General features: G+C 52.6%; 25 protein-coding genes and 2 pseudogenes. 13 read left to right on the top strand and 14 right to left on the bottom strand.

Going from position 1 to position 25,949, the window contains the following annotated elements; all coding sequences use genetic code 11:
* Window positions 1-51: 51 nt before the first annotated feature.
* From ACIQWS_RS23775 to ACIQWS_RS23760, 4 genes and pseudogenes are all read right to left on the bottom strand, one after another.
* A complete protein-coding gene (locus ACIQWS_RS23775) occupies window positions 52-1,092 on the bottom strand; it encodes a sensor histidine kinase (RefSeq protein ID WP_223615526.1) in 1,041 nt (346 codons plus the stop codon).
* A complete protein-coding gene (locus ACIQWS_RS23770) occupies window positions 1,092-2,534 on the bottom strand; it encodes an ATPase domain-containing protein (protein WP_223615527.1) in 1,443 nt (480 codons plus the stop codon). The genes ACIQWS_RS23775 and ACIQWS_RS23770 overlap by 1 nt, the downstream gene beginning before the upstream one ends.
* A gap of 148 nt (window positions 2,535-2,682) precedes the next feature.
* Window positions 2,683-3,054: a response regulator gene (locus ACIQWS_RS23765; protein ID WP_223615528.1), complete on the bottom strand. Its 372-nt coding sequence runs from the start codon at window positions 3,052-3,054 to the stop codon at window positions 2,683-2,685.
* A gap of 743 nt (window positions 3,055-3,797) precedes the next feature.
* Window positions 3,798-3,947, bottom strand: a pseudogene (locus ACIQWS_RS23760) (hypothetical protein); the annotation flags it as partial.
* Between the two features lie 360 nt (window positions 3,948-4,307).
* Between ACIQWS_RS23760 and ACIQWS_RS23755 the strand changes: the two are divergent.
* Window positions 4,308-5,225 carry an alpha/beta fold hydrolase gene (locus ACIQWS_RS23755; RefSeq protein ID WP_223615529.1) on the top strand — a complete coding sequence of 306 codons (918 nt, stop codon included), beginning with the start codon at window positions 4,308-4,310 and terminating at the stop codon, window positions 5,223-5,225.
* A gap of 307 nt (window positions 5,226-5,532) precedes the next feature.
* Here the strand turns inward: ACIQWS_RS23755 and ACIQWS_RS23750 are convergent, their stop codons facing one another.
* The 3 genes from ACIQWS_RS23750 to ACIQWS_RS23740 all read right to left on the bottom strand — a co-directional run bounded on the left by ACIQWS_RS23750 (window position 5,533) and on the right by ACIQWS_RS23740 (window position 7,162).
* Window positions 5,533-6,081 carry a GNAT family N-acetyltransferase gene (locus ACIQWS_RS23750; RefSeq protein ID WP_223615530.1) on the bottom strand — a complete coding sequence of 183 codons (549 nt, stop codon included), beginning with the start codon at window positions 6,079-6,081 and terminating at the stop codon, window positions 5,533-5,535.
* Between the two features lie 157 nt (window positions 6,082-6,238).
* Complete coding sequence (locus tag ACIQWS_RS23745; RefSeq protein WP_403184889.1) at window positions 6,239-6,424, bottom strand: hypothetical protein; 186 nt, start codon at window positions 6,422-6,424, stop codon at window positions 6,239-6,241.
* Between the two features lie 423 nt (window positions 6,425-6,847).
* Window positions 6,848-7,162, bottom strand: coding sequence for a DUF982 domain-containing protein (locus ACIQWS_RS23740; protein WP_223615531.1), 315 nt, complete (start codon window positions 7,160-7,162; stop codon window positions 6,848-6,850).
* Window positions 7,163-7,522: 360 nt separating this feature from the next.
* Between ACIQWS_RS23740 and ACIQWS_RS23735 the strand changes: the two genes are divergently transcribed.
* On the top strand, window positions 7,523-7,759 hold the full coding sequence (locus tag ACIQWS_RS23735) for a hypothetical protein (RefSeq protein WP_223615532.1): 237 nt from the start codon (window positions 7,523-7,525) through the stop codon (window positions 7,757-7,759).
* Window positions 7,760-8,276: 517 nt separating this feature from the next.
* Window positions 8,277-8,672 (top strand): PRC-barrel domain-containing protein, encoded by a 396-nt coding sequence (locus tag ACIQWS_RS23730; RefSeq protein ID WP_223615533.1) that lies wholly within the window; start codon window positions 8,277-8,279, stop codon window positions 8,670-8,672.
* Between the two features lie 148 nt (window positions 8,673-8,820).
* Here ACIQWS_RS23730 and ACIQWS_RS23725 read toward each other — a convergent pair whose 3' ends face one another.
* Window positions 8,821-9,192 (bottom strand): nuclear transport factor 2 family protein, encoded by a 372-nt coding sequence (locus ACIQWS_RS23725; RefSeq protein WP_223615534.1) that lies wholly within the window; start codon window positions 9,190-9,192, stop codon window positions 8,821-8,823.
* Between the two features lie 711 nt (window positions 9,193-9,903).
* On the opposite strand from ACIQWS_RS23725, the gene ACIQWS_RS23720 reads away from it, so the two are divergent.
* The 5 genes and pseudogenes from ACIQWS_RS23720 to ACIQWS_RS23700 all read left to right on the top strand — a co-directional run bounded on the left by ACIQWS_RS23720 (window position 9,904) and on the right by ACIQWS_RS23700 (window position 13,683).
* On the top strand, window positions 9,904-10,515 hold the full coding sequence (locus ACIQWS_RS23720) for a DUF899 family protein (protein WP_226904783.1): 612 nt from the start codon (window positions 9,904-9,906) through the stop codon (window positions 10,513-10,515).
* Window positions 10,443-11,750 (top strand): annotated as a pseudogene (locus tag ACIQWS_RS23715) (epoxide hydrolase family protein). The gene ACIQWS_RS23720 and the pseudogene ACIQWS_RS23715 overlap by 73 nt, the downstream one beginning before the upstream one ends.
* Before the next feature lie 47 nt (window positions 11,751-11,797).
* A complete protein-coding gene (locus tag ACIQWS_RS23710; protein WP_223615535.1) occupies window positions 11,798-12,307 on the top strand; it encodes a hypothetical protein in 510 nt (169 codons plus the stop codon).
* Entirely contained in the window at window positions 12,307-12,678 is a 372-nt protein-coding gene (locus ACIQWS_RS23705; protein ID WP_223615536.1) for a GFA family protein, read from the top strand. Before ACIQWS_RS23710 ends, ACIQWS_RS23705 begins: the two co-directional genes overlap by 1 nt.
* A gap of 135 nt (window positions 12,679-12,813) precedes the next feature.
* Entirely contained in the window at window positions 12,814-13,683 is an 870-nt protein-coding gene (locus tag ACIQWS_RS23700) for an NmrA family NAD(P)-binding protein (protein WP_223615537.1), read from the top strand.
* A gap of 203 nt (window positions 13,684-13,886) precedes the next feature.
* Here ACIQWS_RS23700 and ACIQWS_RS23695 read toward each other — a convergent pair whose 3' ends face one another.
* Entirely contained in the window at window positions 13,887-14,012 is a 126-nt protein-coding gene (locus ACIQWS_RS23695) for a hypothetical protein (RefSeq protein WP_264319177.1), read from the bottom strand.
* A gap of 255 nt (window positions 14,013-14,267) precedes the next feature.
* Here ACIQWS_RS23695 and ACIQWS_RS23690 point away from each other — a divergent pair, with 255 nt between their 5' ends.
* Window positions 14,268-14,468, top strand: a complete 201-nt coding sequence (locus tag ACIQWS_RS23690; protein WP_223615538.1) for a hypothetical protein — start codon at window positions 14,268-14,270, stop codon at window positions 14,466-14,468.
* Between the two features lie 3 nt (window positions 14,469-14,471).
* Here the strand turns inward: ACIQWS_RS23690 and ACIQWS_RS23685 are convergent, their stop codons facing one another.
* On the bottom strand, window positions 14,472-14,723 hold the full coding sequence (locus ACIQWS_RS23685) for a DUF982 domain-containing protein (protein WP_223615539.1): 252 nt from the start codon (window positions 14,721-14,723) through the stop codon (window positions 14,472-14,474).
* Window positions 14,723-14,962 carry a hypothetical protein gene (locus ACIQWS_RS23680; protein WP_223615540.1) on the bottom strand — a complete coding sequence of 80 codons (240 nt, stop codon included), beginning with the start codon at window positions 14,960-14,962 and terminating at the stop codon, window positions 14,723-14,725. Before ACIQWS_RS23680 ends, ACIQWS_RS23685 begins: the two co-directional genes overlap by 1 nt.
* A gap of 1,247 nt (window positions 14,963-16,209) precedes the next feature.
* Here ACIQWS_RS23680 and ACIQWS_RS23675 point away from each other — a divergent pair.
* Together ACIQWS_RS23675 and ACIQWS_RS23670 are read left to right on the top strand one after the other, a co-directional pair.
* Window positions 16,210-18,300, top strand: a complete 2,091-nt coding sequence (locus ACIQWS_RS23675) for a catalase (RefSeq protein ID WP_223615541.1) — start codon at window positions 16,210-16,212, stop codon at window positions 18,298-18,300.
* A gap of 390 nt (window positions 18,301-18,690) precedes the next feature.
* Window positions 18,691-19,497, top strand: a complete 807-nt coding sequence (locus tag ACIQWS_RS23670; protein ID WP_223615542.1) for a Ku protein — start codon at window positions 18,691-18,693, stop codon at window positions 19,495-19,497.
* A 25-nt stretch (window positions 19,498-19,522) separates the two neighbouring features.
* Here the strand turns inward: ACIQWS_RS23670 and ligD are convergent, their stop codons facing one another.
* Complete coding sequence (gene ligD, locus ACIQWS_RS23665) at window positions 19,523-22,066, bottom strand: DNA ligase D (RefSeq protein WP_223615543.1); 2,544 nt, start codon at window positions 22,064-22,066, stop codon at window positions 19,523-19,525.
* A 3-nt stretch (window positions 22,067-22,069) separates the two neighbouring features.
* Window positions 22,070-22,906, bottom strand: coding sequence for a Ku protein (locus ACIQWS_RS23660; RefSeq protein ID WP_223615544.1), 837 nt, complete (start codon window positions 22,904-22,906; stop codon window positions 22,070-22,072).
* A 525-nt stretch (window positions 22,907-23,431) separates the two neighbouring features.
* On the opposite strand from ACIQWS_RS23660, the gene ACIQWS_RS23655 reads away from it, so the two are divergent.
* Together ACIQWS_RS23655 and ACIQWS_RS23650 are read left to right on the top strand one after the other, a co-directional pair.
* Complete coding sequence (locus ACIQWS_RS23655) at window positions 23,432-24,505, top strand: sensor histidine kinase (RefSeq protein WP_223615545.1); 1,074 nt, start codon at window positions 23,432-23,434, stop codon at window positions 24,503-24,505.
* Window positions 24,506-24,944: 439 nt separating this feature from the next.
* Window positions 24,945-25,148, top strand: a complete 204-nt coding sequence (locus ACIQWS_RS23650) for a hypothetical protein (RefSeq protein WP_223615546.1) — start codon at window positions 24,945-24,947, stop codon at window positions 25,146-25,148.
* A 102-nt stretch (window positions 25,149-25,250) separates the two neighbouring features.
* Here the strand turns inward: ACIQWS_RS23650 and ACIQWS_RS23645 are convergent.
* Window positions 25,251-25,949: NRAMP family divalent metal transporter (locus ACIQWS_RS23645; RefSeq protein WP_403184878.1), on the bottom strand; the 699-nt coding region annotated here is incomplete at its 5' end.

Raw genomic sequence — 25,949 nt, 5'->3', positions numbered from 1 at the left:
AGACATGAAACGTGGGAACAAACCCAGGCGCCGATAGTCCAAAAGTGAGTTTCAGCCCTTTGCCATGACGTTTGAAACCGGCCCGGCTACAATACACCGCAGTCCATGTGATTCAAACGTTACAACGGGTTTTTCTCCGAAAACAGCGGCAAGAGCCGAGCGGATATACCGGGTGCCGTAACCTGCTCTGGTTGGTTCTTTCACCGTAGGTCCACCACTCTCGCTCCACTCCAACCTTAACATCTGCGGTTGAGAGGCGGTAATTTCCCAAATTATGCTTATTCGCCCTTCCGCGGTCGACAGCGCCCCATACTTGATGGCATTAGTGACGAGTTCATGCAGACAAAGTGCTAGTGTCGTACCTGCATCTCGAGTGAGCATGAGATCAGGACCTTCGGCGCGAAACCTCTTGATCGTGTCAGTGCTGTAAGGCTTCAAAGTGAGGTCAACGATCCCTCTCAGGGCGACGGTGTCGCCTCCCTGTTCGAAAACTGCGGAGTGAACGTTAGCCAAAGCTGCCAAGCGACCTTCGAAATCCTTGGTGAGGGCATCGATCGTATCAGCACCACGGCTGGTCATGCGAAATATGGACGTCACGCTGGCAAGAATATTCTTGACGCGATGGTTAAGTTCGAAACGCAGTTCCCTCTCGCGCGCGATAAAGTCTCTGACGTCCCGCTGACGCAACCGGACAAGAAGTGCGGACTGGACACCGCTCACCAGTTCGAGGGCCACCACTGGCCTTTGAAAGAACAGTTGTCTTGCCTGTGGCCATCGCTTCTCGAGTTCAGCTCGGATGCGGGGTTGCGGTGCTTTTCGATCAAGCAGAATAAAGATCGGCAGGTCAGACCAATTAGGCTGAAGCGACAAATGGCTTGCTATGGTATCGATTGTCTGAGATGTGAGTGACTCGTGAGTAACCAGAATAACGGCGGGTACCCCGTTCAGGAGATCGGTGAGATCATCCGTTTTGGCGCAGATTCTTGTATTTATCCCGTGCTCGACGAGCAGCATCTCGATATAGGCCGCATCCTTCCTATAGGGCGCGAGAACAAGCACCCAATCCAGCTCGCCGTGAGTATTGGCGTTCATTATGCCTCTGGCAGGGGATTGTAGGACACGACGCTAACACCGGAACTCTCGATCAGGAGTTCTCTGACATCGAGGTCATGCGGACCATGGCGTTTCTTCACCACCGTAATACTGCGTCTAAGTTTTCCCTCGTGTTCCGAAATTCTCAACAGAAGCACGGTGTCACCGAGAAAACTGACGTCAACATCAATCCCGACGTTTTGACCCAGCAATCCATGTTGCGCGACGATCAACATGGTCAAAACACCTGATCGGGCGAGATATTTCAACAAGGATTGAATGTCTCGCACGGCTTTCTCGCGATGCGGGAGTGAATTCAAGTAGCCCGTGAAGCTGTCTATTACCACCACGCGAGATTTTTCACGCGTAACCACGTCTTGCGCGATCTTGCCAAATTCGCCTGGCGAAATCTCGTTGGGATTGAAATCCCGAATGATCAGCTGGCCGTCCTTGTGAAACTGGCGCAGATCCATGCCCAGCCCTTCGGAGCGCCGAAAAAAAGTTTCGAGGCGTTCCTCAAACAGAAAGAGCGCTACGCTTTCGCCGCGCTTCAGGGCCGCGGTAGCGTACAGGGAGGACATCGTGGATTTGCCCGTACCCGACTGGCCGATCACGAGCGTAGTGGTCCCCGCCTCCTGTCCACCGCCGAACATCTCATCAAGCGAAGTGACACCCGATTTGATGAGTTGCGGTTTGCCGTTTTCGGAGGCCGTTCCCGGAATGATCCTTGGATAGACAATTACCCCCTCGCCCTCGCGAATTGCCATATCGTGATAGCCATCGGCGACTGGAACTCCACGCATTTTGCTGACTTCAACCTGGCGACGCACTCCGCCATATTCTTCAAGCGATTTGTCGAACCGGATCACCCCATGGGCGATACCTTCCACTTCTTCGCCGCTGCGTTCAACCGAGCCATTTGTCTGGGTGTCCAGAAGCATGGCAACTACACTATGGCGAGCAAGGAACGATTTGAAAGCCAGCAGTTCCCGACGGAAACGCGGGGAGTCACCTGTTATCAAGCGGATTTCCAGGAGTGAATCGTAGACCAGCCTATGGGGTTTGTGTTCTTCGATAGCTTTTTCGACGGCTGATCGTGTCTCGTCAAGGCGAAGCTCTGTGGTTTGAAAGATTGACTGATCCAATGCACCATTCACAGCATCAGATGCCGATAACTCCTCGATCTGGATGCCATCGAGTGACCAGCCATGAGAAACAGCTATTGATTTAAGTTCGGCGGTTGTCTGGGAAAGGCTGACGTACAGGCAGCGCTCACCATTCTCAACGCCGGCAAGCAAGAACTGCAATGCGGCCGTGGTTTTACCAGACCCCGGAGCACCTTGCAAAATGTAGAAATTGGATGAAGGCAATCCACCGCGAAGGATTTCATCTAATCCGGCAATCCCAGTTTTGACAACCGACGGTTTTTTACGCGTGACCATCTCAATCGATCCATTTCTTGGAAATCAAGCCGGACGGAAACACCGGACCGCTCAAGCTACACCAGTCTCCGATTTATATTTCGCGATGGCCACCGTCAACATCCATATAGGATCGATAGGGAATAGTAAGCGATGTAAAGTTCGATATCTATTCCATTCTCAACAACTCACGTACCGCCGTTATGATTTGCCCAGGTCGATAAGGCTTGCCGAAAAAACGACCATCCACTGGGAGGTTGTCATCAGTCATTTGCTGATGGCCGGAAGTGACAATAATCTCTATAGGCGGCCACTTATCCCGTACGGCCGCCGCGAGTCTAAGGCCGTCCATGCTTCCCGGCATGTCAATATCCGTAAAGAGAACACGAATATCATCGCGTTGATTTAATATCGCAATCGCCTCATCTGCATTACCCGCCTCCAATACACCAAATCCTGCCCTCTCCAACGCTTCTGAAATGTCCATACGAATAAGGATCTCGTCTTCGACAACGAGAACTGTAATCAATGCTTCCTTCATGACTACGAATGTCCTTTGGTAGAGGGTTACAAATAATGAAGCGAACTACTTCATTGGCGCCCTACCGGAACGCGAGTGCTGCAAAATCGATCCCGACTATCAAATCTTAAGTCGGATGCCGGTTTAACCACTATGGCGCGATGCTCGTCAGGGGTTAGGCGATTGATCGCTATCAGAAAAATAAATGAAATTAGCCGAACCAACAGTGCTGAATAGATGTTGATATCAACTCGCCACCCAAAGGAACCAAACACTTCGTCCTGTGTTATTGCAAGAGGAACGGACTTTTGATGGCGCCTCGAGCGCCGCAAGATGCGTCACGAAAGCATGACACGTTCCAATTTGACAAATGGCTGTAAGATGTGGATCGCTGTGCAGATAATCCAGGTGCGTGAGTTTTTCAAATGGGCATTCGGAACGGGTGGCGTTCGCGGGTCCTGCGCTTATTCGATCGGCTATAATTCGGGGTTGATGCGGTACCCTGACAGCAGCGATTTATCTGCTCCAAATCCATATTTTCCCCATACAGAGGATTGGTCGGAATGGCGAGCTGGTTACCAGGACGGATGCGATGCAACTTTTGAAAGAAAATTGCCGTTGGCATAGTTCAAACTGGCCAGATTTATCCCTAGACGATAACCGACCAATTCTGATCCTCTACGAGTTCAACCATTTGGTTTGTACCTTCGCAAACTGCGGGCCGCCTCCCAATTTACCGGCTCATTCTTACGGTTAACTGCCGTGCGACACACGAGGATCAGATCGTAGCCTTGGCGCGCCAAGCGGTCGGCGTAGATCGCACCGATGCCAGACGATGCGCCTGTGATCAGCGCCGTACCTTTTGAGTGTGGAGCCCTGAAGATAGAGTAAGAAATTCGTGTCTTAAATGTCATATATCCGGCATATTAGGACACATTGAGTAAAGGGACCAGTACTGATGTTAATTGTCGAGTGATCGATCACGGATCTCACCACGCTCATGAAAGTAGACGGCGCGTTTACGTTCGTGGGCGTAGAGGGCTTTTGAAACGCGATGCACACTTAGCAACGCCAGTGATGGCAATCAGACCAAATCTGCACTAGCATTGAACCCGGATCGCCACTCGGGGGCAGGCCAGTTCGGAATTTCCGGAATTTAGGCCCATCTTTGAATGTCTATTCCGAACGTCATGCCGGTGATAGTCATAACTGACCAACGGGGTTGATAGCGACGGTCGCACCGACCGCCTTCCCGCCAGGTGGGAGATAAGACAATGCTGAAATTCGTCTTTGCTCTGGGAATACTCGCTCTCGCAGTGCCCGCCAGCGCTCAGGTTCCGGACTTTCCGGATACTTTCAAGACACAGGAGATCACGACCAACGGCGCGACCATCCATGTTCGCGTCGGTGGTGACGGACCGGCAGTGGTTCTGCTGCATGGTTATGGTGAGACCGGCGATATGTGGGCGCCGATGGCGAGTGACCTTGCCCGCGATCACAAAGTCATCGTTCCCGATCTGCGTGGGCTTGGCCTCTCCTCTAAACCGGAAGCCGGTTTCGACAAGAAGACCCAGGCCGGCGACGTGGCCGGCGTGCTCGATGCGCTCAAGATCGATCGCGCCGATCTGGTCGCGCACGATATCGGCAACATGGTCGGCTTTGCCTTCGCAGCCCAGTATCCCGAGCGGGTCAATCGCTTCGTGCTGATCGATGCGCCCGTGCCTGGCGTTGGGCCGTGGGAGGAGATCTTGAAAAACCCGTTGCTGTGGCACTTCCGCTTCGGCGGACCGGATATGGAACGCCTCGTTGCTGGCCGCGAACGCATTTATCTCGATCGCTTCTGGAACGAATTCTCGGCCACTCCGAGCCACTTTACCGAGGCTTCGCGTGAGCACTATGCCAAGCTGTACGCCCTTCCGGGCGCCATGCATTCGGGCTTCGCCCAGTTCGCCGCCTTCGATCAGGATGCGGCCGACAACCGGGCCCTCCTCGCTGCCGGCGGCAAGCTGTCCATGCCGATCCTGGCGATTGGTGGCGAGAAGTCGTTCGGCCCGATGATGGCAACCGTGATGCGCGCAGCGGCAACCGACGTGACTGAGGGCATTATCCCCGATTCCGGTCACTGGATCATGGAAGAAAACCCCGAAGCCACGACTAAGATGGTCCGTGTGTTTCTCGACAGGGCGCGCTGACCTTTCCGGTTTAATGTGCTCGCAGTTAGGGGACCATAAAAAGTTGTGGGGCAATAGATGATTGAGAGTAGGGTGTCGCCTAAACACCGCTTTTTAAAATGACAGCACTGACGTTCCTACGTGCCGGATCCAACAGAACCGTACCTGACGCGGCAATTGCCCCACAACTTTTTATGGTCCCCTGCCTCAAATCGTTGAATCAACTCAGTCGTCCAAGCTGCCGTCGCCGAGAGATGCCAGCTCCAGAGTTCGAGCAGATCTTTCGCATGCGACGGTCGCAGCGTCCTTGCCTCTTTCAACTTCAGGTTCAAATAACCCGTTTGATCTCGTAAAGGACCTGCGTCTTCAACGGGTGCCCCTCAGGGAGTGGGGCGTTGTCAAAACTGCCAACTTTCTGCATGCCAAGGCGCTCCATCAACCCCCAGGATGCGGTGTTAGCTGGAGCGGTGAAGGCGACTAATCTTTCGAGCTTCAGCATCACCAATCCGAAATGCACCGACGCCTCCGCAGCCTCCCTGGCGAGCCCTTTGCCTTGCCACTTCGATGAAAGTCTCCAGCTTAATTCGACGGCCGGTCCAAATGGCGCTTCCCATGTGACGGGTGCGATCCCGCACATGCCTATGAGTTGACCTGCACTCTTTTCCTCCAGCGCCCAAAAGCCCCATCCGCAGTCATCAAACTGCCGATCTATACGATCCAGCATCTGATCCGATCCTGCACGTGTCAAAGGGGACAGATATCGTTGCACATCGGGCTCGACGTTCAATGCGTGAAATGCCTCTCGATCTTCGAGACGCCAAAGCCGCATCCTCAGGCGGGGCGTTTCAAGTAAAACGTTGGGATGAGAATTCGTCATGGAGGCAATGTCCTTCTGTGGGGACTATATAAAATTGTGGGGCACTCACGCAAATGTCCTTTTATTCCGGGCAGTACTAGCCATTGGAGTGGCGTGTCATAACGCTCATGCCATGCTTACCCCACGACTTATATAGTCCCCTTTCTGTGCAAATTGATCAGCTGACGCGGTGGGAGTAGCCGCCCCTGTTCCAAAAGCGCGGCGGATTTGTCAGGCGGCCTCGCCGGACACTGGTCTCCAGCCAAGCCGATATTGCCAGCGGAATCCTTCGCTCGGCATTGATCCAAGTCTGAATCAGCGCCGGATCGCATTCCAGATTTTTGACGATATCATCAATATCCACGCCAAGTCTTGCAAGGCAATCACTGAATCGGGCAGGCGTCATCCTGCAACCTGCATTTTCAGGTTGGTGCGATGCAGACTTATGCGTTCTGCAATCTTATTCCCTTCACGTCTGTTCATCTTCTGTGTTGGCGCTTTGAAAGCCTTCAGAAAGGCCGGTGGTGAACCACGTCGCGGATTCCCTCGGGTCCGATGGAATGCTTCATCTAATGTGCTCCTAAGCGTTCTCACAGAAACGTATCGGCCTTGCAACGGTTCCTCAATATGGATGGTTACGCTGTCCCTTTTCCGTCTGTGAAGCCTCGTTGCTTCTTTGCCGTGTTGCATGGATGTACCAGATTGCAAAAGATTCAATGCAAAAAGTCGCAATTCCCGACAATCCTAAAATGCGTTCAGGTTAAATATCTTATCCATCCCAGGGCATTCACGGCTGCTCATTTGGTTTGTGTGATGAAATCTTATGTGCAATGGCAATCTCTATGAGTTGAGCTCCTGTCTGTTCCAGCACGATAATTTGAGCTTCCTGGGCAGCTTCGACAAAAGCACGCCGCACGCTATCAGCAGAGAGTTCGCCGTTAATTGACTTTCGGCACGCATCACAAGCAATTGCATAATTATCACCGGTGCAGCTTGGCCAATGCTCAAGCGAGGCAAGTGCATCAGGTGCGTTGCTAACGACGACAATCTGCCCGGTGCGCCATGATTTTATTGTCACATGGTCAAATGACAGCTTTTCCATACGCGTTAAATGAATAACCGAAAGAGTTGTTCCGGAGAGTTAAGCCGAATATCACTCCTGTCGGAAGTCAGCACATTCGCTCGAGAAGGTGAATCAGGCACGACAACTGTCGACACAGCGCACTTGGCTTTTATTTTGCCAACATTGCTATCCTTTAAAAATCCATATCTTCGCGGCAACACTATGGTGTTGTCACTCTCCAGTGTACAACGTGAGGCTCGACACAGCAGTCCCCACACACCCCTGGTCGAGCCTCACTCCGTCTCATTCTTTCTCCGGTTACCTGGTTTTCAAAAGAATATTGAAAATTCAATGGTTCGGAATACAGTCGTTGCCAACCGTTCATTGTTGGAGGTTGTTATGGTATTGAACCTTGACCACAAGCTTGATTGCAAGGACTGTGGTACGATCTATCTGGATATTCCGTCCAATGCCAATTCCGATACTCCGATCCACTGCAGTACCTGTGGAATCTTCCTGGGCAGATGGGGCGAGCTTGAAACAGATTTTGCCCGTCAAGGTGGCCAAAGCGGAGTGTTTCACATGGAAGATGGCCAGATTACCCCGATCGTTGAAGGCCGAAAACCCTTTTCCTGAACAACCTGCTTGCCTGACGAAACTGTAGGGCCCCTGGGGCCGCATCAAGAAATAAGCCTTTTCATGATCGTATGGATGACCGCGATTGCATCCGGCTTTTTTAGGGTTGAAAGTCCGATGTTTTCCTCTCGCGAAGGATCATATTCATGGGTCCTGACCCTAGTTTTCCGCAGCTCTTCAAATTATAGTTGGTCATTCTATGTTGTTCATGAGCTTCATCATTCTTTTAATTCTCGTCGGCCTGGTTTTCTCCTGGGGCTTTTTTGCATTTCTCTTGCATAGAAAATTTGGACCGTTCAATAAATAGAAGAAGAATAAATTCGTTCAGCATTTGCGACAAACGTGGCGCCAATATTGCTCGGTGTGACGAGACACTGCAGACCGCGACGAAGGGGAAGCATAAACTACCTCATCCATTTCTGCATCTCAAAGCTACCGATCATACGGGGAACCTAATGGCGGTAGTGCCGTTAGTTCCTGCGAAGGCATGAACCTTCGTAATAAGCAGGAGAAAACTATGCGCCGTATTTTGATTGCAATGGCATTGGCCACCTCGATGATTTCCATGGCAGGTGCCCAAACGGCAACGACAACCGCCACCGAAACGTTTGTTACAGCCCAGCCGACTGATATTCTATCGTATAACCTTTTGGGATTGAATATTGTGGATGGGCAGAACAAAACCATCGGTGAAATCAAGGATCTTATCCTTTCGGAAGGCAAGTTGGGGGGGTACATCGTTTCCGTGGGCGGCATTCTGAGCTTGGGTGAAAAATATGTCATCGTGGCGCCGGCAGCCGTTAAAGTCTCATATTCGGAAAACGACAAAAAATGGACAGCGACAATGGCGGCGACGGCAGATCAGCTAAAGGCCGCGCCAGAATTCAAATATGAAGGCCGTTGGAAAAAATAGTTGGAAATTGCCTGCCCCTGCAAATAGGGGCAGGCATGTCAACAAATTGCGATCAGCATACACTCCCTACACAATCGACCAATTCGCTACGGTGAAGACCATGATCTTCGATGGGGCGTTTCAAAGAAATTCATTTACCAGACCGCCGCTAAATGAGAGCCCCCATATCAATGACATAACGCCAGGTGCCGTCCGATCCTCGTCGAGCCACTTTCGAGGAAATCCCTCCCATTTCTATCGGGTTGCCCTTTGCGTCTTTGCCTTTGAAAGACCAACTGGCATGAATCAGCGCGACGCCGTCTTGTTGAACGCATGATAGCTGGGTGGCAGACAACGCACCGTGTAAGCTCAGCAAGGCATTCATCTGTTTCCTGATCTCGGAATGACCGGTGAGTGGATGCCCTGGACAAGGGCACAGGACCGCACTTGGCTCATACAAGTGAATTAAAGCTTCGATGTCACCAAGCCTAAATAGCTCGTTGTAGTGTGCATTTAGGTCTTCTGGATTGGTAATAATCATGCTTGCCTGTCATTCCGACCAGAAAGAAGGCTGCATAGCTGCCTTCTTTCTCGTGAATGCTGTAAATTGCTTCGCAGCCCTGCGCCATTCGCCTTGTTTGACATACCGGATTATTCGATCGAACCGACGAAATACTTTAGCAGGGTTTTGGTGTTCTGGGTTTAACACCCAAAAAATTGAAACCTTATTACATCGGGCCCTGCTTCGGACGGAACTCTCTCCTGATCAGTCCGGACTCATTCCGTCCCGTCGGATCTCTCCCTCTCTTCCACTGTTGTCGTCGACATCGAAAAAGCGCCCTGCCGTCGGGAGGGGCGCATTCGATGTGTTGCTAGTTGTTCCAGCCAAGCAGACGGACAGTGACAGCGAAACTTGATGTATACGCGGCCATATCCAGCATGGGTAATGCCACGACGGTCCGCTTCTTTCATTAAGAGCGCAAATGCGGAACGAAAGTTCGTACATCGCGTTTCCTGTGCAAGCGATACACTGAACACGTTTTTTGCCTCCGTGTTGCAGGCGCGGCATTTAAGCTAAATGCGCGCAGTCAGGTTTGTCGTTCACCGCAGGGAGGAACTTATTGTGGTAGACGTTTCAACACCCAGCGTTGATGAGCGCCCAAACGTAGCGGGCTTCACATCCGCTATAGAACTCGCGGAGAAATCAGCGAAGCCATATCCCTACGACAGCGCTGAGTACCGTAGGGCACGCATGGCGTTGCTCGTCGAAGAAATCGAACTCAGACGTCATATCGAACGGGTTGCAAAGCAACGTAGGGCGCTGCCGCTTGGTGGTGAGGCGCGCTCTTATGAATTCCTCGACGAGCAAGGAACGACGTCCGGGCTGGCCGAAATGTTCGGTCGACATGATACCCTCGTCACCTATTTTTGGATGTACGGGCCGGAGCGCGATCGACCCTGCCCAATGTGCACATCGTTGCTCGGTTCATGGGATATACCTGCAGTCGATCTTGAACAGCGCGTCGCACTGGTGGTCATCGGACGCTCGCCTGTTGCCCGACAGCTTGCTTTTGCGCGCGAGCGGGGATGGCGCAATCTCAAGTTCTACCAGTGTGTCGGCGATGACTTTGCCAAGGACTATCGCGGTCTGGCTCCCGACGGCAGCGAATGGCCGGCGCTTGATGTGTGGAAGAAGGACGGCAACAAGGTGCGCCATTTCTGGGCGGGCGAGTCCGGCGACACAGCCGATCCCGGAGAGGACGCACACGGCGCGCCCGACCCCACACCCTTATGGACCATACTCGATCTGACGCCCGGCGGGCGCGGGACAGACTGGTATCCGAAACTGGAATACGTGCAGTGAAGGCGGCATGGGTGACGCGCCGGGATGTGTTGTTCGGGATTGCAGCGACGAGTCTTCTGTCGTTTACCCCTGTTTTTGCACAGAGTGCTGCTGGCATTGTTCCCTTCACTTATCATGCGCCGCAATCGGCGCTGGACGATTTGCGCGCGCGTCTCACTCGAACTCGTTTTCCTGACCGGGAGACTGGCGCAGGATGGGATCAAGGCGTCCCGCTCGAAGTTTTACAAGAACTGGTCGACTACTGGGGCACTGCCTATGATTAGCGGCAGTGCGAGGCAGACCTCGCCGCATGGCCGCAGTTCAAGACATCGATCGATGGACTTGGAATTCATTTCATTCACGTCAAATCCCGTCATGAGAATGCCCTGCCCATCATCCTTACGCACGGTTGGCCGAGCACGATTTTATTATTCCGTGACGTGATTGGCCCTTTGACCGATCCAACCGCGCATGGCGGCACGGCGGCGGACGCGTTCGATGTCATCATCCCTTCGCTGCCTGGCTTTGGCTTCTCCGACAAGCCGACGGAGCACGGCTGGAACGTCGAGCGCATTGCAAGTGCGTGGGTCGAGCTGATGCAGCGCCTCGGCTATTCACATTACGTCGCGCAAGGGGGCGACTTCGGCGCGTTCGTCTCGACCGCGATGGCGCAGCAGAGTCCGCCCGGACTCTCCGCGATTCACCTCAACTTTGCGCAGACTATTCCCGACGAGATCCCGGCGAAGCTGCTGCATGACCAGAAGCGCGCCCTCGAAGCCTGGAAAATATTCCGCGAGCGAAATTCAGCCTACCTGCAACTTCAATCGACTCGCCCGCAGACAATCGGTTCCGCGCTCGCCGACACGCCTGTTGGACAATGCGCCTGGATTTACGACATCTTCAACTGGGGAACCGGCAATACCGGGCGACCCGAGAATGCGCTGAACCGTGATGCGATGCTCGACGAAATTACCCTATACTGGCTGACAAATACCGCCGCGTCGTCGGCAAGAATCTACCTTGAGCAGGCAGCGCTTATGGGCATGCACAACAATCCGGGCCGCGTCGAGTTGCCCGTGGGGGTCAGCGTATTCCCGAACGATCTTCCGGCGGCACGTAGCTGGGCGCCCCTAGTCTATCCCAAGCTGTTCTACTGGCACGAGCTGGATCGGGGCGGGCATTTCGCCGCGCTCGAAGTTCCGCAGCTCTTCACCGAGGAGTTGCGGACATGCTTCCAAGCTTTTCGCCGCGCCTGACGGGATTCGGGAGATTTGACGACGACCGTTTCGAAAGGAAGCGAATAATGACAAACGAAGACCGCGAAGTGACACCGGTCCGTGGGAGCGCGCATGATGCGCTCTCGGTCTTTCTGGGCGAATGGCACGCCGAAGGTACGTCGTTCGGCGGAACCGATCAATCGGGTGCCGAGCCCAAAGCCAATGGCGTCCCTTGGATCAGCACCCATACCGCGCGCTGGCATACAGGCGATTTCTTTCTCATTCAGGATGAGCGCGCGCAGATCGGCGGGGCGGGCTTCGACACCATGAGCATCGTGGGCATCGAACCCGGCACTGAAGGTTATTTCGCGCGAACCTTCGAGAATCACGGGTTCTATCGGCATTATGCTCTATCTACCGATAGCCGAACTTGGCTGCTGGAAGGCGCGACTGAGCGTGCCCGCACCGTATTCGACGCGGGTGGCAGCACCCAGACGATCACATGGGAATGGTGGCGCGACGGCAAGTGGCTGCCGCTTTGCGACCGGGTAGCAAAGCGCGTGGATAGCGCATCGAACGCGACGAGGAGAGTATGATGACCCTGATCGGGCACTGCCATTGCGGACGCAATGCATTCGAAATCGACGGCGAACTGCCCGAGGCGCTGACGCGCTGCACCTGCTCGTTCTGCTCGAAGCGAGGGCATTTCTATGCCTATTACACGCCCGACAAGTTCAAGGTCGTACAGGCCGACAGCGACGCTGTCTATCGCTGGAATTCGAAGAAAGTGGCAAACCATTTCTGTAGCGCGTGCGGCTGTGATCTGTATGCCGACAGCCCCGCGTTCAAAAAGGACGGAAGCTGGGACGGGAAGACAAGACGAATCTGTGTCAACGCGCGTCTTTTCGACAATTTTGAAGCCGCTGAGTGGCCAGTGACTGTCATCGATGGGAAGAACCTGTGGTGATCGCCCTCACCGTGAATGCCTGGCCGGCCATATAGGTCCATTCAATGAATTGGTTCTTACAGCCCAAATCACAGGAACCTCCATGCGATCTATTGGTTATGCTTTAACGGTCTTTATTCATGTCGGAGAGAACACATGTACATCGTCCTTGGTGGAACCGGTCACATTGGGTCTGCAGTTGCCGAAACTCTGTTGGAGAGCAAAAAGTCCGTCACAGTGGTGGCGCGTGATCCTGCCAAAGCGGATGGCCTCCGCAGAAAAGGTGCCAAAATAGCGGTTGCTGACATCCATGATGTCGACGGTTTGCGGAATATCTTTCGCAACGGCAAACGTCTTTTTCTCCTAAACCCACCGGCTGATCCAGCAACCAATACGGATTTTGAAGAGAGAAGAACGATATCAGCCATTCTGGCTGCACTGGACGATTCTGGCCTCGAAAAGATCGTGGCTGAATCAACCTACGGTGCACAGGCCGGGGAACACATCGGCGATTTGGGTACGCTTTTTGATCTCGAGCAAGGTTTGAAGACGAAGCAAATTCCCGTCAGCATCATTCGGGCCGCCTATTACATGAGCAATTGGGACGCTTCTTTGCAAACTGCTCGCGAGCAAGGTGTGATCCACACTCTTTTTCCTTCAGATTTTGAGCTACCGATGGTGGCTCCCCAGGATATCGGTCGGATTGCAGCAGGTCTTCTGATCCAGACCGCAGAGCGGACCGGGCCTCATTATGTAGAGGGTCCCAAACGCTACACCCCGGCCGACGTTGCTGCAACTTTTGCAAATGCGCTTGCAAAACCAATCAATGTTGTGACCACCCCACGCGACCAATGGACAAAATCTTTCGAAACCATAGGGTTCTCAAAAACTGCCGCCAAGTCCTACGTTGGCATGACAGCATTGACCATGGATGGAAGTTTCCCGGTTTTGGATGAAGTGGAACGTGGATCAATATCCTTGCAGGATTATGTATTTGAGCTCGCCGCCGAGGAGCGGAGCCGTTAGCCCGAGGTACAGACACGTCTACCTGAGGCAGTTTCCTGACAAGCTCTTTGAGCTTGCGTCCTTTGCTTGGCATTCTCAAGATTCTTTATCGCTTCAAAGCCGCACTTCAGAAAGGACCACTTACAGGGCCAGACCAAGCTCTTCACAATTTCAGCTTGTATAAACCGATTAGGCGATTGGTGCGAATTGAGCAAATTAATGGTTCAATCGAACTGGCTGACCTTCACAGCTAGCAATTCACCTTCGTGCGTCTTCGCCACGTAGATCGTGTCTTCGTCTGAGCCGATGGCAACGCTGAACGGCTTGCACTGCGCGACAGCCTTTGGCAACTGGCATTCCATTACTCGGTAGAGTCTGCCCTTCTTACAATCCGCTGTAATTTCGACCGGGCAGAATAGTCACCCTGCCGTTCGCAGGGCAAATTGAAAAACACGTTGCTATGGTGATCTACATAAATCTGACAGTTAATATGGAAGGTGTTTGCAAAGACACGACAGCGGTTGGTCCGGATTTAGGCTGTGGCCTCAAATGTCACTTGAAAATCAAACTCACCTATGGAAATTGTCTTTTACCCACAAGCATAGGTGAAAAGCACGGCTACTCGCGAAGAAAAGATTCGGATGGTTCGCAATTTTGCCGCCAACAAAATCGGCGATCTGATTGAGAAAAACTACGACGATGGAGACATTATGAACTTCGTCGAAGAACATGATCGTTTGCTCACGGTATTTCATGCCGCCGAAGTAGTAACCTCAGAAACAGTGTCTAACACGAACGCGCTCTGAACTCTAATTCCCTTCCCGGATGAAAATATCCGCGGCCTTCGCTGCTTCTATAAAAGCCGCCCTTGCCTCGTCAATTGTACGTGTGCCTTCCATTGTATCGAGGCTCACTTGTCTTGCAGCCAAATATGTCGGACCGTGGCGAGCTGGCCAATCGGTCAGCAGAAACTCCGCAGCTTCTTCAACTGAGGTGATGTTCCGATAGGCACCAATTTTCTTGGTTTCAACCGTGACCGATTCAAACGGAAACTTTCGCATCAGCACGGTTCCGCGCCAGCCTGCTTTGATTTCTCTGCAACAAGCGCATCTATTGCCCGCTGCACCTCTCGATAAGTCCAGCCGGCCAATTCTGCCTCATCGGCAATCACACGGATATCGCTCGTCGACACCTCATCCAGAAACCTTTCCCGCATGGTCTCCATGCAATGTGCATGGCGCAATTCCGGAGTTTCATATTCGTAGTCCGTCAGCGGACCGACAATAGCTACATGCATCATTGTTATTTCCTCCTGCCCTGTAACGTTGGGGAGACACGAGGGTTCCAAGACTGTAAGCCAGCTGCAACGTTCAGGACACGCGGCTAAACCGCGTTTGCCACCGTAACGTCGAGCGCAGCAAGGGCACTGTAAACGACTGGAACGGGTTTAACTCTTAATTTGCGGCAATCCGGATACTTGAATCCCTCCCTATAAACATGCGAGCTTAATTTCGCACTCAGTAAAGAGTCGGAGAGATACAAATTGAAAACTGCAAAAATGATGTTTGTTGCTGCAACTGCATTGGCCATCTCAGCTATGGTATTGGCTAGTGCCGCGGAAGCAGCAAACAGAAAAGGAAGCCACCGCGTCGGCGGCTATAATAGCCATGGTAAGGGTAGCCACTACGTAGGTGGATACCGCAAGCATCGGTAAAAATATCGAGGATTGCCATCGACCCCGCTTCGGCGGGGTTTTTCATTTCTGAATGCAAGTAGAGCGCGCCTCCCAACGCGCAAGCGGCTTGATTATGACAATGCGCATTGTACAGATGAACCATACCGGATTGTCGTCGGATTCGGCGCGAGGCTCGGTTAATCCCTACCTCGACAAGCAGTCTATGCCCCACCTCATCCACTGCTGTTCAACCATTTGAAACCAAGTCAGAATAAATTGTCATGCGACATTCACAGGGAGGACGTGTCGTGCCGGTTAGCACGTCATTAATCTTGCTGAAAAGCTGAAGAAGACCGTCGTTATCGGGACGTTACCACGCGATGCGATTGCCCGCCTCCGGCCGGTCTCAACGACGTTTGCATAGGATCATACTTATTACGAATAGATGATCGAAAACAACATTCGTGATTTGACCGTTACCATTGCGTTAATCATAAGCCAAACGGCCGCATTAAGTGCAGCACGAGACCTGGCAGGTGAAGATGAAGGCAACTGCCATGCCTCTTCTTGAAAAGCCATATCCGGGTCACATTTTCTAAGTTATTACTCTCCCGTGCAACAAGCGGCCCACAGATATTCGTTCCCCGTATAGCCCCATCCGGCCCTCTTTTTTCAAATCATACCAATCTCTATGTTGATGCGGGGTTACCAAGAGGACAATCCTCGCTTCCGGTTTGTGAGATACCCGTGGAAGGCGAGATTGTTCGCCGAACTGTGCAGTGATATGTCGCTCTCTCTTTGTGTTCACCATCAGGAACCATCCCCTCCATCCGTCGTTAGATTGTATTCGATCAAGCGCGGAGGATTTTCCCATGACCAGCACATTCGACACGGATAAAGGCAATGGCGGCGAGACACATCAGCATGTTCCGGAGAAAGGCCCTCACGAGGCCGCGGATCATCTGACGACAAATCAGGGCATTCGCGTCACTGACAATCAGAATAGTCTCAGATCCGGCGAACGCGGGCCAACGCTGCTGGAGGATTTCGTCCTTCGCGAAAAGATCTTTCACTTTGATCACGAGCGTATTCCAGAACGCATTGTCCATGCCCGAGGCTCTGCTGCACACGGATACTTCGAACTCTATGAGTCATTGGCTGACATTACGAAAGCCGACCTGTTTCAGCGCGTAGGTGAAAAAACACCACTATTCACCCGATTCTCCACAGTCGCCGGCGGCGCGGGTTCAGTTGACACCCCGCGTGACGTTAGAGGATTTGCCGTCAAATTCTACACCAAGGAGGGAAACTGGGATCTCGTTGGCAATAACATTCCCGTATTCTTCATTCAGGATGCAATCAAGTTTCCGGATCTTGTTCATGCGGTAAAGATGGAAGCTGATCGTGCGTTCCCGCAAGCTGGCAGCGCACACGACACATTTTGGGATTGGGCGTCGCTTATGCCGGAGACCACACACATGCTGATGTGGGCCATGTCCGATCGCACCATCCCTCGGTCATTGCGCATGATGGAAGGATTCGGCATCCATACGTTCCGGCTTGTCAACGCGTCGGGAAAATCCACTTTTGTCAAATTCCATTGGAAGCCGAAGCTTGGCCTTCAGTCGACCGTCTGGGACGAAGCACTGAAACTTCAGGCGGCAGACAATGACTATCATCGCCGCGATCTTTGGGCGTCCATCCATTCCGGCAACTATCCGGAATGGGAACTCGGGCTGCAGCTGTTTGATCAGGAGTTTGCTGACGCTCAGCCTTATGATGTGTTAGATGCAACAAAGCTCATTCCGGAGGAAGTCGTCCCGATCAAGCTCGTCGGGAAGATGGTTCTCGACCGGAATCCTGACAATTTCTTCGCGGAAACCGAACAGGTCGCGTATTGCCCGGCCAACATTGTTCCCGGTATTGATTTCTCCAATGATCCGCTCCTGCAAGGCAGGTTATTCAGTTATTTGGATACGCAAAAATCCCGCCTCGGGACTGCAAACTTCCATCAGTTGCCAATCAATGCGCCGAAATGTCCGGTCATGAATTTTCAACGCGATGGACAGATGCAAATGAACGTTCCAAAGGGACGCGCAAATTATGAGCCCAATAGTCTTGCCAACCACAATGAGGACGGCGGGCCCCGCGAATGTCCGGTAACGGGATTCAGCACGTTCGAAGGACGTTCAGAGCATGACGAACAGGGTGATAAACTGCGCGTTCGCGCCGAACTATTCGCCGATCATTACAGCCAGCCCAGGCTATTCTGGCATTCACAACAGCCCTCGGAACAAGCTCATATTGCGTCGTCATTTGTCTTCGAGTTGTCGAAGGTGGCTCTAGAGCAGGTTCCGCCACGGATGGTGGCCAATTTGCGCAACGTCGACGAGGATTTGGCGAAACGCGTCGCGGACGGTCTGGGCATAAAGCTCCCTCAAAAAAACGCGGCAGCACGAGCGCCTATCGACATGGGCTCCTCACCTGCCCTGAGTATCCACGGCAATATGAAGGAGACTTTGATTGGTCGAACGATCGCGGTACTTATAGCGGATGGAACAGACGCAGCAGCTCTGACGACCCTCAGGAAAACAGTCGAGAAAGCCGGAGCCACCTTGGTGTTGATCGCTCCGAAGATCGGTGGACCAACGCTATCGGATGGCAAGAAAATCAAAGTTGACGGCCAGCTGCAGGGTTCACCCTCGCAATTGTTTGATGCAGTAGCGGTTCTGACTACGGAAGCCGCAACGGAAACTCTATTAAGGGACGGAGCAGCAGTTCAATGGGTGAGGGACGCCTTCAGTCATCTGAAAGCTATTGGATACGTGGCCGACTCCAAGCCACTACTTGATAAGGCGGGCATAACACCTGATGAAGGCGTTGTGGAGACAAGTAAGGGCTTCGTGGAGGCTGCATCCAAACGTTATTGGGCTCGTGAACCAAAGGTACGTAACTTGGCATGAAAGCTCTCGAACCAGAGGATGCCCACAGTCGTTCGAGAGATGAGCCGAGTATGTTTTAAATTGCGGAGGAAATCAAAAGAATGTAGTCATGAAGGGATACTGAACCTACCCTTGATACAGGATAGGCAAGATGTGGATTGGTGCCAATCTTTGCGCGAAAATCCGATTTGAAGTCGACGCAATAAAACGGACGAATCTGTATCATTGCGAAATGTGTCGCGGTGGCAGGAACGTTCGTCGGTCTCAATTGGGTTGATATTGCGTCTATCTACTGGCTATGAACAAGTCAGCCCAGGACGTGGGCATGGCCGATCGCGTCGCGCTGATTACCAAGTGGTTTTGGAACCGATCGGATACCTAGTCGTTTTTGATAATTGCCGGAGTACCGCTATGGCCACGCACACTTTCTGGAAAGGCTATCTGAAGCTTTCGCTTGTCACGTGTCCGGTGACGATGATGCCGGCAACGACCGACAATGAGAAAGTCCGTTTTCACACGCTCAATCGCAAAACCGGGAACCGCGTCGTCAGTGAATATATCGATTCAGTCAGCGGGAAAACTGTCGACGATGACGAGCAGGTCAAAGGGTATCAGCGCGGCGAAGACGAATATATCATACTGGAAGACGAGGAGTTGCAGGCGATCGGCCTGGAAAGCACACGCACGATAAACATCGATATGTTTGTGCCCCACGGTAGCCTTGAGTGGATATGGCTCGACAAACCTCATTACCTCCTGCCCGATGATCCCGTCGGCGAAGAAGCTTTCTCGGTTATCAGAGATGCCATGGCCGCTACGAAGACAGTCGGCATCTCACGCCTTGTGCTTTATCGCCGCGAACGTGCTGTCATGCTGGAGCCGCGTGACAGGGGCATTGTCGTCTGGACCCTTCGCTATGGCGACGAAGTCCGCAACGAGCAGGACTATTTCGATGCCGTGAAAAGCCGGAAAATCGAGGCAAAATCTTTAGGACTGATGACCGAGCTCATCAAGGAGCGGACCAGATCCTGGGATGCTTCCCTGCTCAGTGATCCCGTCCAGGAGCGCTTGCTCGACATCATCAGCGCAAGAAAGAAGGGACGAAAGAAGTATCCAAAAGCTCAGGCAGAGCCCCAACAGGCGAGCAATGTGGTGAATATCATGGATGCGCTGAAGAAAAGTCTGGCATCCGAAAGCAAGGGCTCGAAGAAACGTTGATCGCATATTGGGATCTAGAGGAGTATCAGCCCTTCATGCGCATTGTTTTTGCCGCGGGCAGCGGTTTGGCGGATTTACGAAAATCCTGCCATGGATCGCTGGACAAGGCGCCGATGCGTGCAACGGCGTTATTGACGGTGAAATAGGCAGGCCCAATTGAAAGATCAAGTTCCCCCCAGTCGAGCGGCATGGAAACAGGAGCGCCAGAACGTGCTCGCGTCGAATAGGGTGCCACCGCTGTCGCGCCTCTTTGGTTGCGCAGGTAATCGATCAGGATTTTACCCTGCCGTTTGGATTTGGTAACTGTTGCGACATAACGATCTGGAGCATCAGTTGCCATGGCTTCGGCAACTGCTTTGGTGAAAGTCTTTACAGCTGGCCATGTCGCCTTCGGCAGGAGTGGCGCAACCACATGCAGACCCTTTCCCCCTGAAGTCTTGACGAACGGTGCAAGCCCGAATTGTTCCAGTCGGGTTTTGGTTTCAAGGGCGGCGTCAATGACGGCCTGCCATTCAACCTCAGGACCGGGATCAAGATCCATGACAATCATATCGGGGTGTTCCCAATCCTTGACTGTCGAGCCCCATGGATGGATTTCAAGGACCGCCGACTGAACGAGGGCAATCAGCCCATCGAGGTCATTGATGCTGATCAGCGGCTCCCCTGACTTTTCCTTCGGATCCTTGATCAGATCGATATGCTCGTTCAAACCTTTCCATGCGTGCTTTTGGAAGAATAGCTGGCTGTCGGTGCCGGAAGGCCCGCGCAATAGCGCCAACGGTCTGCCAACAACGAAAGGTTCGATGTAGCGCCATACTTCCGTATAATAGTCGGCAAGACCTTCCTTGGTCACACCCGCATCCGGCCAGTAGATGCGGTCAGGATGTGTGAGTGTCACGGTGCGTTTCGGTTGCTTTGATGTGCCATACATTTTGGGTGTTTCCCTCACGACGTCCTTTGCACGCTTGTCCTCCCGCAGTCCGCGGAACGAAGCGTGGCGTAGACTTCCATCAGCGGTCCATCCACGAAACTCGACGTCCGCCACGAGGACCGGTCTGATGAAGCGGAGATTTCTGCTTTCAAGGGCATCGAGCCTTTCAGCAAACGGACTCTTATCAATACGAAGCCCGCTCAGCTGGCGAAAGAGCTCCTCTGCCAAACGTGTGGTAAAACCGGTTCCAACACGCCCCACGTGCTGCAATTTGCCTTTTGCATAGACCCCAAGCACGAGCGAGCCAATTGCCTTGCGCGACGTTGATGACGACGTAAACCCTGCAATAACAAATTCCTGCCGCAACGAGCATTTGGATTTGATCCATGTTTTCCCCCTACCGGATGGATAGGGTGCATCGCGCAGTTTGGAGACAATGCCTTCAAGACTGAGACGGCAGGCATGCGACAGAACAAGATGGCCCGCCTCGTCAAAGTGGTCACTGTAGTTGATCAGGCCAGCATCTACGCCGATGATCCGCTGCAGAAGCGCTTTTCGTCCGATGAGCGGGACGGATTTAATATTATAGCCATCGAGATAAAGCAGATCGAAGGCATAGAAGCGAAAGTGGTCGGTTTCCCCATTGCTGAGTGCCACCTGCAAAGCGGAAAAATCTGACGCTCCAGATGCGGTCTCGACAATGAGTTCGCCATCGATGAGAGCGTTCCCGATTGGCAGTGCCTGGAACGCCGCTGTCAGTTGCTTGCCGAATTTCGCAGTCCAATCCAGCCCGCTTCGGGTGAACAGCTTCACGTTTCCTGCCTGGATATGCGCCTGCAACCGATAGCCATCGAACTTGATTTCGTGAATCCATTGGTCGCCGACAGGCGGCTTTTGCGACAGCGTAGCCAGTGCAGGCACTACAAAACGGGGCAGAGAACCCGTTTTGGCTCCGTTCAGCTTGGACGGATCCAGATCGATATTTTCAATCTTTGACTTCCGTGGTTTTTTCGAGATTGTTTCTTTCTTCTTTTTGTTGATCTTTCCTGTTTTGGATGACCAGCCCGGCGCTTGTCCGGCCACGTCATCAATCTCCCTGCCAGATTTTACCGATTCTGGACGCTCCTCGAGTATATCCGGCTCACCTCCTTTTCGCGCGGCATCGTCGTCTGACTTGATAAGCAGCCAGTTTTCCCGTTTTTCCTTTGGCCTGCGCTGCATCCGCACAAGGTGCCATCGTCCATGCAGTTTCTCGCCGTGCAGCTCGAATTCGAGATGGCCTTTCCGATACCCCTTGGCCGCGTCATCGACAGGTGTCCAATATCCCTTGTCCCAGATGATGACCGTGCCGCCGCCATACTCGCCCTTGGGGATGGTGCCCTCAAATGTATTGTACTCGATCGGATGATCTTCCACATGCACGGCAAGACGCTTTTCGCTCGGCATAAGACTGGGACCGCGCGTAATAGCCCAGCTTTTCATCACACCATCCATCTCCAGCCGCAAATCATAGTGAAGACGAGTAGCGTCATGTTTCTGAATGACAAAACTGTTGCCGGACTTTCTTGCCTTTGAACCCTTCGGTTCACGTGTCTTCGCAAAATCACGTTTCTGGCGGTATGTTTCCAATACGGCCATGGGTCAGCTCGCCTTCTTTCGCCCCGACGCTGTTGGCTTTGCGGACTTCGCGCGCGCTGATCCGGCTTTTTTCATGCCGGCGCTCTGTCGCAGGGCTTCCATGAGATCAACCACCTTGCCTTCGCTGGCCGCTTTTGGAGGCTTGATCGTTTTGCCCTCCAGCTTCGACTTGATCATTTCGCCAAGCGCAGCCTCGTAGCGGTCATCAAATCTGTGCGGATCGAACGTGCCTTTTTTTGTCTCGATAATGTGTATAGCCAAATCCAGCATCTCACTGCTGATTTCCATCTCGGGAATGACGCCGAAAGCTTCTTTGGCCGAACGAACCTCGTATTCAAAATTAAGGGTCGTGGCGATTAGTGCACGCCCGTGAGGCTGAATGAGTATGGTGCGCATTCGCCGGAATAGCACCGTGCATGCCAAAGCAGCAGACTTTGCTGATTTCATCCCTTCCCGGATCAAATCGAAGACTTCCATCGCGGACGTGTCAGACGGTGACAAATAATAGGGCTTGTCCAAATAAACATCATCAATGCCATCGGATTTGACAAAAACATCAATCAGCAACGTTTTGTCGCTGGCTGGAACTGCCGACGCAACTTCATCCGGCTCGAGCACAACGTAATCATCATTTCCAACCTCGTAACCTTTGACCTGGTCCTCCGTTTCGACGGGTTTTCCCGTTTCACTGTCAATATATTGTCGTCGGACGCGATGGCCCGTTGAACGGTTCAATGTATGAAAAGCAATACGATCCGACGTGGATGCAGCTGTATAAAGCGCAACTGGACAGGTCAGTTCTGCAATCTTCAGGTATCCCTTCCAATTGGCACGCGGCATGGGAACGCTCCTTTCACTTATGTAGCTGAATGCCTTTGCCGTAGTTTTGTTCCGAACGAGAAAACAAGCACTAAGATAAGACACAGTGGGCTTGAAAAGTCTTGTTCCAGAAGCCGTTTTTCAACGTCACCATCAAGCCAGTATGACGACCCGCAACATGTGACAAACTTCGACATGCCTTCTTCGAGGAATTCCGACCTCACATCCGATGCCGAAGACTTCAGCTTCCATCGCACCTGGGTATTGGAACGTTTAGCGAATACTTTAGTTTATATAGTACCGGGAGTGAGATTTGGGAGTTCTTACTCGTGGCAGAGGTCTGGTTGAGCCATCGTCGAACTTCATCCTTCGATACTCCCAGGCCTCGCTCCCATAATCGCCAGTTTGCCGCCGCGGTGAAAGAGTGATCATTCCATTGAAATGCTTTCGCGACATCGGGAGAGGAACGGTCTATCATCCCTAGGGATCATATAGGCAGAGAATTTGACACGCGCTATTTCATCCAGATCGGTTCGACTTTGTTTCATGATCAACCTTCAGAATATTGAAGATGCGCAGAAACTCGCCCAGGCAATCGTCAATACGATTCCTGAACCGTTTGTCGTTCTCGACGATCACTTTCATGTCTTGGCTGCGAGCCGCTCATTTTACGCTGCGTTCATGGTTAATCCTGAACATACGCATGGAAAGTTGCTCTACTCACTCGGCGACGGGCAATGGGACATCCCTGCCCTACGAATTCTTCTGGAAACCATCATCCCCGAGAAAACAGCGATGGATGGTTTCGAGGTGGAGCATGACTTTCCTCATATCGGCAGGAGGACCATGCTCCTCAATGCCCGCAAAGTACTTTACGACGATACGAGCATTTCAACGATCCTGCTTGCCTTTACCGATGTGACAGAACGCCGTGTGATTGAGCGGGAGAAGGACGATCTTCTAAAACAGACCGAAGAGCTCTTACGGCAAAAAGACATGCTGCTTCAGGAAATGCAGCACCGTGTCGCCAACAGCTTGCAGATCATAGCAAGCATATTGCTGCTGAAAGCGCGGGCCGTCACGTCGGACGAGACGCGATTGCATCTTGAGGATGCACATCAACGGGTGATGTCGGTGGCCGAGGTTCAACGCCATTTGCACACGTTCAATGGCATCGACCAGATCGAAGTCAGCTCGTATCTGTCAAAACTGTGCAGTAGTCTGGCTTCTTCGATGATCGGAGAGACTAAGCCTATCAGCGTTGAGTCGACATCGGACAAGGCTTCGATTGGATCAGACAAGGCTGTCAGTCTTGGATTGATCGTGACTGAACTGGTTATCAACGCCATCAAATATGCCTTCCCAATAAGCAAAGATGGGGATGCCATCATGGTCACCTACGAGATCGCAAAGGCCGACTGGAAACTGACCGTCTCCGACAATGGGATCGGCAAGAACACAATTTTCGAAGCTGAAAGTGTTGGTGGATTGGGAACGGCTATTGTGCAAGCCCTGGTGAAGCAGCTTGATGCTCAAATGAACATCGACAGCAGTCCTAACGGGACGACTGTCGCGATCACGCGGGCAACCTTTACGTCGCGGCTGCCACAGGCCGCGTAAAAACTTACCAAGCTACGTCGTGGTATTTCCCCGATATCTCGGTTTTTCAAGGGAGAACTGGAAGCAGCAGATCACCTTTGCCATAACCACGCAAATGACGTGGCGTTTACGTTGATGGCGGGTGGTAACAAAGTCAGCGCGAGAAGCGAGGTTATTCTTCCGGGATTGATCTGGAAGATTATCTCAAAGGTCTACATTGTTAGATGTTGCGTTCACCCGAACATTTTTTCGGCGGTCGACCCCCTATCCGATCGTTTGCCTTCTATCCAGCCATTCATTCTTGACAGAGCAAATAGGGAAAACGTTGGCTCAAAGGTGCGATTACCATTCGCGCAATTCAGTCGCGTTGAGCGTCGCTGCGAGAAAGTGATGGAACTACCATCTGATTGAGGGGTTGAGTCATGCCTTGGCATGACCAAGGGAAACCAAGGAGGATAATATGCCTACCAACCATCCCTCAAATGAACATCATCATACCGCAGCAGGGCATCATGCTGCTGCTGCCCACCATCACCGTGAAGCCGCACATGCCCACACCCATGGCAAGAACGAAGAGGCCAAGCATCACTCAACGGCGGCGCATGATCACAGCGAAAAAGCGCATAAGTCAACAACGGAAGCCCATAAGCATTCCGCTAAATAATTTATGATGTTGCCTTGACGTAAACGAGTGCCTCCGCAGCAATTTGTGCGGAGGCATTCCGCTTTTCAAGTTTGGAATAAGTCACCGCATGCGCTAAACCAATCACAAGAACGAAGTCAAAACCATGCCAATCACGGCAGCAGCCATAACGACCGTGGCGAGCCAGCCTATCCAGCAAAGCGGACCCTTTACGGTGTTCTTCTTCATGATGTCGGTTCTGGCCGTCATCAACATCATCATCACCATGACCGGGACGGATACGATGCCATTGATGACGGCGCTCCAGAACAATGCCTTGATGGGGTCGATGGGCGAAAAATCAACGAGAATGCCAATGAGTGTCGCCGCTGCAATGGTTGCGTAAAACGCTTTTGCTTCCTTCGGCTTGCGCGCAAGCCCAATCGGCCATTTGCGGGCTTCACCCAAGGCATATGCTGCCGATCCCGCCAGGACAGGGATTGCGAGCAGGCCGGTTCCAATAATGCCCAGCGCAAAGATTGTGAAGGCAAACTGGCCGGCAATCGGTTTGAGCGCCTCTGCTGCCTGAGCCGATGTTTGTATGTCTGTTTTCCCCGCCACATGCAGGGTTGCAGCGGTCGTCACCATGATGGCCAGGGCGACCAGGCTCGAGAAGCCCATGCCGACATAGGTATCCCAGCGAATGCGATGGATGGCACCCTTCGACTGTTCCGGTGCATCAACGAGAGGCTGGCGGGACGCGCTCTCCCTTTCGTCTTCCACCTCCTGCGAGGCCTGCCAGAAGAAAAGATAGGGGCTGATGGTTGTGCCCAGAATGGCCAC

The sequence above is a fragment of the Phyllobacterium sp. NPDC097923 genome (assembly GCF_044760925.1).
GTDB classification, from domain to species: Bacteria; Pseudomonadota; Alphaproteobacteria; order Rhizobiales; family Rhizobiaceae; genus Phyllobacterium; species Phyllobacterium calauticae.
The sequence above is the reverse complement of the archived record's forward strand: the minus strand, read 5'-3'. Positions and strand labels throughout refer to the sequence as shown.